This window comes from Kitasatospora sp. NPDC059146, from assembly GCF_042786665.1.
Taxonomy (GTDB): domain Bacteria; phylum Actinomycetota; class Actinomycetes; order Streptomycetales; family Streptomycetaceae; genus Kitasatospora.
In genome coordinates, this window is the sequence record NZ_JBHZCY010000221.1 from 1 (window position 1) to 7,950 (window position 7,950).

Annotated in this window: 9 protein-coding genes; 6 read left to right on the plus strand and 3 right to left on the minus strand. The window is 74.2% G+C overall.

From position 1 onward, the window contains the following. Positions 1-93: 93 nt before the first annotated feature. Positions 94-393, minus strand: a complete 300-nt coding sequence (locus ACFXPX_RS42865) for a hypothetical protein (RefSeq protein ID WP_350504571.1) — start codon at positions 391-393, stop codon at positions 94-96. A gap of 34 nt (positions 394-427) precedes the next feature. Continuing rightward, positions 428-1,228 carry a PspA/IM30 family protein gene (locus ACFXPX_RS42870; RefSeq protein ID WP_380522739.1) on the minus strand — a complete coding sequence of 267 codons (801 nt, stop codon included), beginning with the start codon at positions 1,226-1,228 and terminating at the stop codon, positions 428-430. 316 nt (positions 1,229-1,544) lie between these two features. Between ACFXPX_RS42870 and ACFXPX_RS42875 the strand changes: the two genes are divergently transcribed. Further along, positions 1,545-2,138: a DUF3043 domain-containing protein gene (locus ACFXPX_RS42875; protein ID WP_375892567.1), complete on the plus strand. Its 594-nt coding sequence runs from the start codon at positions 1,545-1,547 to the stop codon at positions 2,136-2,138. 158 nt (positions 2,139-2,296) lie between these two features. Further along, positions 2,297-3,037 (plus strand): class I SAM-dependent methyltransferase, encoded by a 741-nt coding sequence (locus tag ACFXPX_RS42880; RefSeq protein WP_375892686.1) that lies wholly within the window; start codon positions 2,297-2,299, stop codon positions 3,035-3,037. Between the two features lie 10 nt (positions 3,038-3,047). Here the strand turns inward: ACFXPX_RS42880 and ACFXPX_RS42885 are convergent, their stop codons facing one another. Continuing rightward, a complete protein-coding gene (locus ACFXPX_RS42885; protein WP_360227960.1) occupies positions 3,048-3,248 on the minus strand; it encodes a hypothetical protein in 201 nt (66 codons plus the stop codon). A 93-nt stretch (positions 3,249-3,341) separates the two neighbouring features. Between ACFXPX_RS42885 and cobU the strand changes: the two genes are divergently transcribed. From cobU to ACFXPX_RS42905, 4 genes are all read left to right on the plus strand, one after another. Beyond that, complete coding sequence (gene cobU / locus ACFXPX_RS42890; RefSeq protein WP_380522740.1) at positions 3,342-3,926, plus strand: bifunctional adenosylcobinamide kinase/adenosylcobinamide-phosphate guanylyltransferase; 585 nt, start codon at positions 3,342-3,344, stop codon at positions 3,924-3,926. A gap of 11 nt (positions 3,927-3,937) precedes the next feature. Continuing rightward, on the plus strand, positions 3,938-5,053 hold the full coding sequence (locus ACFXPX_RS42895) for a nicotinate-nucleotide--dimethylbenzimidazole phosphoribosyltransferase (RefSeq protein WP_375892570.1): 1,116 nt from the start codon (positions 3,938-3,940) through the stop codon (positions 5,051-5,053). A 199-nt stretch (positions 5,054-5,252) separates the two neighbouring features. After that, positions 5,253-6,044 (plus strand): adenosylcobinamide-GDP ribazoletransferase, encoded by a 792-nt coding sequence (locus ACFXPX_RS42900; protein ID WP_380645019.1) that lies wholly within the window; start codon positions 5,253-5,255, stop codon positions 6,042-6,044. Positions 6,045-6,301: 257 nt separating this feature from the next. Then, entirely contained in the window at positions 6,302-7,807 is a 1,506-nt protein-coding gene (locus tag ACFXPX_RS42905) for a leucyl aminopeptidase (RefSeq protein ID WP_380403662.1), read from the plus strand. Positions 7,808-7,950: the final 143 nt, after the last annotated feature.

Here is a 7,950-nt window from a genome sequence, read left to right on the forward strand (position 1 = left end):
CCCCGGAGGCGAGCGGGCGAGTAGCTGCAGCGAAAGGGCGGGTCCCCTCCACCTGGAGGGGACCCGCCCTTTCGTCTGGCAGCGGCCGCGCGGCTACTCGTACTCGGGGAAGCCCGGGATGACGCCCTCGCCCTCGGAGAGCAGGAGGGACCGGACCTCGTCGAGGGTCGCCTCGGCACTCGGCAGGATCAGCTCGGACGGCTCCAGCGAGTCGTCCGGAAGCCGGGTGCCGTACTGCTTCACGGCGTCCAGCAGCTTGCCGTAGGCCTGGCGAAAGGTGTCCTCGTCGCCGGACTCCACCGCGGTGAGCAGCTCGTCGTCGAGCTGGTTGAGCAGGTTCAGGTGGTCCTCGCCCACCTCGAACTGCCCCTCACCCATGACCCTCATGATCATGCTGCGCTTCTCCTGGTTCGTGGGTGGTTCCAGCTCACTTGTTGTAGTTGATCCGCGGGGTGTCCTGCGGGTGCGCGTCCTGCGGCTGCGGCTGCTGGGCCGGCTTGCCCTGCTCGATCGCGGCCGGACCGGCGGCGGGGCCGCCGGACAGCTCGGCCTTCATCCGGGCGAGCTCCAGCTCGACGTCGGAACCGCCGGCCACCCGCTCCAGCTCGGCCTCGATGTCGTCCTTGCGGCCGAGACCGCTGGCGTCGTCGAGCGCGCCGGAGGCCAGCAGCTCGTCGATCGCACCGGCCCGGGCCTGCATCTGCGCCGTCTTGTCCTCGGCACGCTGGATGGCCAGGCCGACGTCGCCCATCTCCTCCGAGATCCCGGAGAAGGACTCGGCGATGCGGGTCTGCGCCTGCGCCGCGGTGTAGGTGGCCTTGATGGTCTCCTTCTTGGTGCGGAAGGCGTCCACCTTGGCCTGGAGCCGCTGGGAGGCGAGCGTGAGCTTCTCCTCCTCGGCCTGCAGGGCCTGGTACTGCGTCTCCAGATCGGTGATCTGGGACTGCATGTTGGCCTTGCGGGTCAGCGCCTCGCGAGCGAGGTCCTCGCGGCCGAGGGAGAGCGCCTTGCGGCCCTGGTCCTCGTACTTCGCCGACTGCTGCTGGAGCTGGGTCAGCTGGAGTTCCAGGCGCTTGCGCGAGGTCGCGACGTCCGCGACGCCACGCCGTACCTTCTGCAGCAGTTCGAGCTGCTTCTGGTAGGAGTAGTCGAGCGTCTCACGGGGATCCTCCGCCCGGTCCAAGGCTTTGTTCGCCTTGGAGCGGAAGATCAGCCCCATACGCTTCATGATTCCGTCGCTCATGGGCCTCGGGTGCCCCCTTCTCCGGCCTGCGGTCTTAAATCTCGTTACCAGACACGACGAGTGTATGTGCAGCGAGCCCTTCGCCGCAGTGCACCTGCCTGCAACAAGACTGCTACAGCGACCAGGGGCAGATCCTCATCCCCCGGGTGGATCCGCCCCTCATCCTCCCCATACTCCATCCGATTGATCCCCTACGGGAAGAGCGGGGGAGACCCCGGTCCGAACGCGGCCGAACGGATCGATACGCGTTTGGGTCCGAGGGGACCCGTGGTCGCGGCGCCGCACCCCGTACGCTGGGGGTGTGTTCCGACGCCGTTCAGATGATGCCGCCGCCTCCGCCACCGTGCTGGAGGACGAGACGCCCCAGGCCCGCCACCCGCAGGCCAAGAAGGGCCGCCCCACCCCCAAGCGCAGCGAGGCCGAGGCCAACCGGCGCACCCGGGTCGTGGTGCCCAAGGACCGCAAGGAGGCCTCCCGCCAGGCGCGCGAGCGGATGCGCAGCGAGCGCGAGAAGCAGCGCCAGGCGCTGATCGACGGCGACGAGCGCCACCTGCCGGCCCGCGACAAGGGGCCGGTGCGCAAGTTCGCCCGCGACTACGTGGACTCCCGCTGGTCGCTCGCCGAGTTCTTCCTGCCGGCCGCCGTGGTCATCCTGGTGCTGAGCATCGTCAAGGTGCCCGCGCTGCAGCTGCTGTCCACGCTGCTGTTCCTGCTGTTCTTCGTCCTGGTGATCCTGGACTTCGTCCGCCTGGGCCTCGGCCTGCGCAAGCAGCTGGGCGAGCGCTTCGCCGGGCAGAACACCCGCGGCGTGGTCGCCTACGGCATCATGCGCACCCTGCAGATGCGCCGGCTGCGCCTGCCCAAGCCGCAGGTGCGGCGCGGAGAGAAGCCCTGACCGCCGAACCGGTGGACTCCGGCTGGGCCCCGCCTTCCTGGGAGGGGCCCGGCCTCTACGCACTGCCCGGACAGGGGGACGGCGGCCACGACCGGCTCGGTCAGGAGCGTCGGCTGCCCTCCCGCAGCGGCTCCTTCGCCGGCGGCACCGCCGCCTGGCTGGACCGGCTCGGCGGACTGCGCAACTTCGTCCGGCAGGAGCTCGTCTCCCGGCAGCTCGCCGAGCAGCTCACCGGCCGCACCGCCCAGCGGGTCCTGGACATCGGCTGCGGACAGGGCACCCAGGCGCTGCGGCTGGCCCGGGCCGGCCACTACGTCACCGGGATCGACTCCGACCCGGTCGCGCTCGGCGTCGCCCAGGGGGCGCTCGCCGAGGAACCGCCCGAGGTGCGCGGCCGGCTGCAGCTGCTCAGCGGCGACGGCCACCAGTGCGGGCGCTGGTTCGGCCCGCGCAGCTTCGACGTGGTGCTCTGCCACGGCGTCCTGATGTACCTGCCGGACCCGGACCCGATGATCGCCTCGCTGGCCCGGCTGCTGGCGCCGGGCGGGCTGCTCTCGCTGCTGGTGCGCAACGGCGACGCGCTCGCGCTGCGGCCCGCCGCCGCCGGGGACTGGCGGGCCGCCCTGCACGCCTTCGAGAGCGACCGGTACTACAACCGGCTCGGACTGGCCGCCCGGGCCGACCGGCTCGCCGACCTGACCGTCACCCTCTCCGAGGTCTCGGTGCCGGTCCGGCACTGGTACGGCGTCCGGGTCTTCACCGACAACGCGCCCGACGACGCCGCCCCGCCGGTGGACGGGCGGCAGCTGGCCCAGCTGCTGGAGGCCGAGGACCGGGCCGGCCGCACCGACCCGTACCGGCAGGTCGCGGCGCTGCTGCACGTGATCGGCGCGAAGTGAGCCCCCGGGCTCAGCCCTCGTGCAGGCTCATCGAGTAGATCACCCGGTCGTCGTCCAGCAGGACGGCGTTGTCCACGCCCTCCTCGGCGAGCTGCTTCCAGCTCTCCCCGATCCAGGTCTCGGCGTCGCCCTGGCCGGCGAACTCCTCCTGCCCGAGGGTCGACGCCACCGCGCTGCCGTCCGCCTTCTCGTACCGCCACGTCCAGACCATGCCCGGCTCCTCCCACTGACGCTGCCTTGTGTGCTGCGCAGGTTAGCCTGCCCGGCCCGATCTTCCGTATGCCTGTCGGGCAGGATGGGCGGCATGGCGACCCACCCCCCGCTCCCCCGCACGCTGCTGCTCGGCGGCGCGCGCTCCGGCAAGTCCACCCGCGCCGAGCAGCTGCTCGCCGAGCACCCGGACGTCCTGTACGTGGCCACCGGCGGCACCCGGGACGGCGACGCCGAGTGGGCCCAGCGGGTCGCCCTGCACCGGGACCGCCGGCCGGCGAGCTGGCGCACCGCCGAGACCTGCGACCTGGAGGCCGTGCTCGCCGACGCCGACGACCCGGCGCCGGTGCTGGTCGACTGCCTGGCGCTGTGGCTGACCGCCGTGATGGACGCGTGCGACGCCTGGGACGACGACGCCTGGGCGGCCGGCGGCGAGGCCGCGGTGCAGCGCCGCTGCGAGGCACTGGCCGCGGCCTGGGCCGGAACCCGGCGGACGGCCGTCGCGGTGAGCAACGAGGTCGGCATGGGCGTCGTCCCGGCGACCGCCGCCGGCCGCCGGTTCCGGGACACTCTCGGACGGCTCAACATGGCCGTGGCGGACGCCTCCGAGCGGGTCCTGCTGGTGGTCGCGGGACAGGTTCTGACGGTCAAGCCGAGCCCGCACACCTCCGCCGTGTAGCCTTCCGACCGATGGACACGACCGTGGATCTCGATACGTTCTCCTCGCTCGTCGAGCGCCCCGACGACAGCGCCCGACGGGCCGCCGAGGAACGCTGGCAGGAAGCCGGCCGACCGCGCGGCGGCCTGGGCAAGTTGGAGGAGCTGGGCAGCTGGCTGTCGTCCGTACAGGGGCGCTCCCCGGTGCGGCCGGTCTCGGCGCCCAAGGTGCTGCTGTTCGCCGCCGACCACGGCGTGGCCGCGCTCGGCGTCTCCCGGCTGCCCGCCGACGGCGGCACCGCCGCCCGGGTACGGGCGGTGCTCGACGGCAGCGCCCCGGTGGCCCGGCTGGCCGCGCGCTACGGCGCCGACGTGCGGGTCGTCGACGTCGCGGTGGACACCGACCCGGCGGACTTCCCGGACGAGGTGGTCGCCCACCGGATCCGGCGCGGCTCCGGCCGGATCGACGTCGAGGACGCGCTCACCCCGGAGGAGACCGTCCGGGCCTTCCGGGCCGGCATGGCCGTGGCCGACGAGGAGGCCGACACCGGCACCGACCTGGTGCTGCTCGGCGACCTCGGGGTCGGCTCCACCACGGTGGCCGCCGTCCTGGTCGGCGCGCTGTGCGGGACGGACGCGGCCGCGGTGTGCGGACGCGGCTCGGGCATCGACGACCGGGTGTGGATGGTCAAGTGCGCCACCGTCCGGGACGCGCTGCGACGGGCCCGCCCGGTGCTCGGCGACCAGCTGGCGCTGCTCGGCGCCACCGGCGGGGCGGACTTCGCCGCGATCACCGGTTTCCTGCTCCAGGCCGCCGTCCGCCGGCTGCCGGTGGTGCTGGACGGCGTGGTCTCCTCGGCCTGCGCGCTGGTCGCGCAGCGGATCGCCTTCCGGTCGCCGGAGTGGTGGCGGGCCGGGCAGTCCAGCGGCGAGCCCGCCCAGGCGAAGGCGTACGACCGGCTCACCCTGACGCCGTTGCAGGACCAGGGGATCACCCTGGGCGAGGGCGTCGGCGCGGTGCTCGCGCTGCCGCTGCTCCAGGCCGCGGGCGACGCGCTCGCGGAGGAGGCGCCCCGACCGTTCGTCCCCTCGGCGCCGAAGGAGCAGCCGAAGCTGCCGTCGGCCGCCGACCTGCTCAGGAGGCTGTAGCGGCTGTCGCGGCGGCGGGGCGCCGTCCGAGACCGGCTCCCGCCCCCTGGCCCCCGCTTCGCGCGGCTCCCCGCGTCCCTTCCTCGGGGCGCGGGGATTCTGCTGTGGCGGCGGCGGGGCCCGGACGCGGGTCCGGTTCGGGTCCGGTTCGGGTGCGGTTCGAGTGCGGTTCCGGTCCGGTGGAGGAGTGGTGGGAGCGATGGCCGACGGCGGCGTGCGGGCGACGTGGGGCGAAGGGCTGCGGTTCGCGTTCGGGACGCTGTCGGTGCTGCGGGTGCGGGTCGAGCGGTGGGACCGGGCCGCGGCGGCCCGGGCGATGACGGCGGCTCCGGTGGTCGGCCTGGTCCTGGGCGCGATCGCGGCCGGGGCCGGCGCCCTGGTGGCCTGGCGGGCGGGCGGACTGCTCGCCGCGGTGACGGCGGTGGGGGTGCTCGCCGCGCTGACCAGGGGGCTGCACCTGGACGGCCTGGCGGACGTCGCCGACGGCCTGGGCAGCGGCAAGCCGGCCGAGGACGCGCTGCGGATCATGAAGCAGTCCGACATCGGCCCGTTCGGCGTGCTGACCCTGCTGCTGGTGCTGCTCGCCCAGGTCGCCGCCCTGGCCGGGCAGTTCGGGCAGTCGACGCCGCGCGGCGCCCTCGCGGTGCTCGCCTCGGCGGTGGCCGCGCGCTGCGCACTGGCCTGGGGCTGCCTGCGGTCGGTGCCGGCCGCGCGCCCGGGCGGGCTGGGGGCGATGGTGGCGAGCACCGTCGCGCCCGCGGCGGCCGCCACCGGGACGCTGGCCGCCGCGCTCCTCGTGGCCGCGCCCGGGCTGTTCGACGGATGGTCAGCCCTGCGCCTCCCGCTGGCCGTTGTGCTCGGCGTCGGCTGCGCCCGGCCGCTGCTCACGCGGTGTGTGCGCCGGTTCGGCGGGATCACCGGGGACGTGCTCGGCGCGACGGCCGAGACCGCCGCCACCGGGACGCTGTTCGCCCTGGCGTTGCTCGGCTGACACCGGGCGGCGCGTGATCCCACCATGCGGACTACCATGCGTGGAGCACCGCAGCCCTGCACCGTGGCAGGTCCTGCCCGCCCGGCGCGCACCGAGGAGCCGGGGCCTCTGGTGTGCGCGGCCGCTCCGGCGGGCGCGCGCGCCAGGGGGCCCGGACCCGCAGGGCCCGCCGGCGGACGGCCTGCGACGGCGGGCTGCGCCGGTGCGGCAGTCACGCCGCGACCGGCCGTGGACCGCGAAAGAACAGGACGCATTACGTGACTGCATTGTCTGTGAGCACCTCCTCCGCCGCCTCGCTGCGCGCGGACGCCCTGGTGGTCGGTGTCGCGAAGGGCCCCAAGGGGATCGTGCTGGCCCCCGGTGCCGAGGCCGTGAACGAGGCGTTCGAGGGCAAGCTGGCCGAGATCCTCGGCACCCTGGGCGCGACCGGTGCCGAGGGCGAGACCGTCAAGGTCGCCTCCCCCGCCGGTCTCAAGGCCGCGCTCGTGCTCGCGGTCGGCCTCGGCGAGGCGGCCGAGGACGGCTACGGCCTGGAGGCGCTGCGCCGCGCCGCCGGTGTCGCCGCCCGCGCCCTGGCCGGCGTCAAGAAGGCCGCGCTGGCCCTGCCGGCCGAGTCCGCGGAGGAGGTCGAGGCGGTCGCGCTCGGCAGCCTGCTCGGCTCGTACGCCTTCGGCACCTACAAGGGCAACGGCAACGGCAAGGAGCCGGTCGGCGAGCTGGTCCTGCTGACCGTCCGCAAGGGCAGCAAGGACGCCAAGGCCGCCGTGGAACGGGCCACCGCGATCGGCGAGGAGATGAACCGCGCCCGCGACCTGGTCAACACCGCGCCGAACGACCTGAACCCGAAGAGCTTCGCCGCGATCGCCCAGGCGGCCGGCAAGGAGCACGGCCTCAAGGTCGAGGTCCTGGACGAGAAGGCGCTGACCAAGGGCGGCTTCGGCGGCCTGCTGGGCGTCGGCAACGGCTCGACCAACCCGCCGCGGCTGGTGAAGGTGGCCTACACCCACCCGAAGGCCAAGGCGACCCTGGCCTTCATCGGCAAGGGCATCACCTACGACTCGGGCGGCATCTCGCTCAAGCCGGCCGGCCACAACGAGACCATGAAGTGCGACATGGCCGGCGCCGCCGCCGTGTTCGCCGCCGTGGTGGCCGCCAAGCGCCTGGGCCTGACCGTCAACGTCACCGCCTGGCTCGCGCTGGCCGAGAACATGCCGTCCGGCTCCGCCACCCGCCCGGGTGACGTGCTGCGCATGTACGGCGGCAAGACCGTCGAGGTGCTGAACACGGACGCCGAGGGCCGCCTGGTGCTGGCCGACGCGATCGTCAAGGCCGGCGAGGAGAACCCGGACGTCATCGTCGACGTGGCGACCCTGACCGGCGCCATGGTGCTGGCCCTGGGCACCCGCACCTTCGGTGTGATGGCCAACAACGACGAGCTGCGCGACAACCTGCACGCCCTCGCGGGCGAGGTGGGCGAGCAGTCCTGGCCGATGCCGCTGCCGGCCGAGCTCAAGAAGGGCATGACCGACTCGACCATCGCCGACCTGGCCAACATGGGCGAGCGGATGGGCGGCGGCCTGGTGGCCGGCCTGTTCCTCCAGGAGTTCGTGGCCGAGGGCATCGACTGGGCGCACCTGGACATCGCCGGCCCGGCGTTCCACGAGAGCGCCCCGTTCGGCTACACCCCGAAGGGCGGCACCGCGAGCGCGGTGCGCACCCTGGTCCGGTTCGCGGAGCAGACCGCGGCCAACGGCAAGGCCTGATCCGAGCGGATCCCCACCCCGACGGGGGCCCCGCGCGCGGGCGCCGGGGCCCCCTCGGCGTTCCCGCCCCGGTTGACGGGGTGGAGGTCCGGGAACCCCACCGCCCCGCGGTTAGGCACGGGCGGAGAGTTGTTGCGCCCGGG

What these genes read in the sequence shown, in the direction of transcription:
- ACFXPX_RS42865 (WP_350504571.1), bottom strand. Translation starts at nt 393, where the DNA reads ATGATCATGAGGGTCATGGGTGAGGGGCAGTTCGAGGTGGGCGAGGAC.
- ACFXPX_RS42870 (WP_380522739.1), bottom strand. Translation starts at nt 1,228, where the DNA reads ATGAAGCGTATGGGGCTGATCTTCCGCTCCAAGGCGAACAAAGCCTTG.
- ACFXPX_RS42885 (WP_360227960.1), bottom strand. Translation starts at nt 3,248, where the DNA reads ATGGTCTGGACGTGGCGGTACGAGAAGGCGGACGGCAGCGCGGTGGCG.
- cobU (WP_380522740.1), top strand. Translation starts at nt 3,342, where the DNA reads ATGGCGACCCACCCCCCGCTCCCCCGCACGCTGCTGCTCGGCGGCGCG.
- ACFXPX_RS42895 (WP_375892570.1), top strand. Translation starts at nt 3,938, where the DNA reads ATGGACACGACCGTGGATCTCGATACGTTCTCCTCGCTCGTCGAGCGC.
- ACFXPX_RS42900 (WP_380645019.1), top strand. Translation starts at nt 5,253, where the DNA reads ATGGCCGACGGCGGCGTGCGGGCGACGTGGGGCGAAGGGCTGCGGTTC.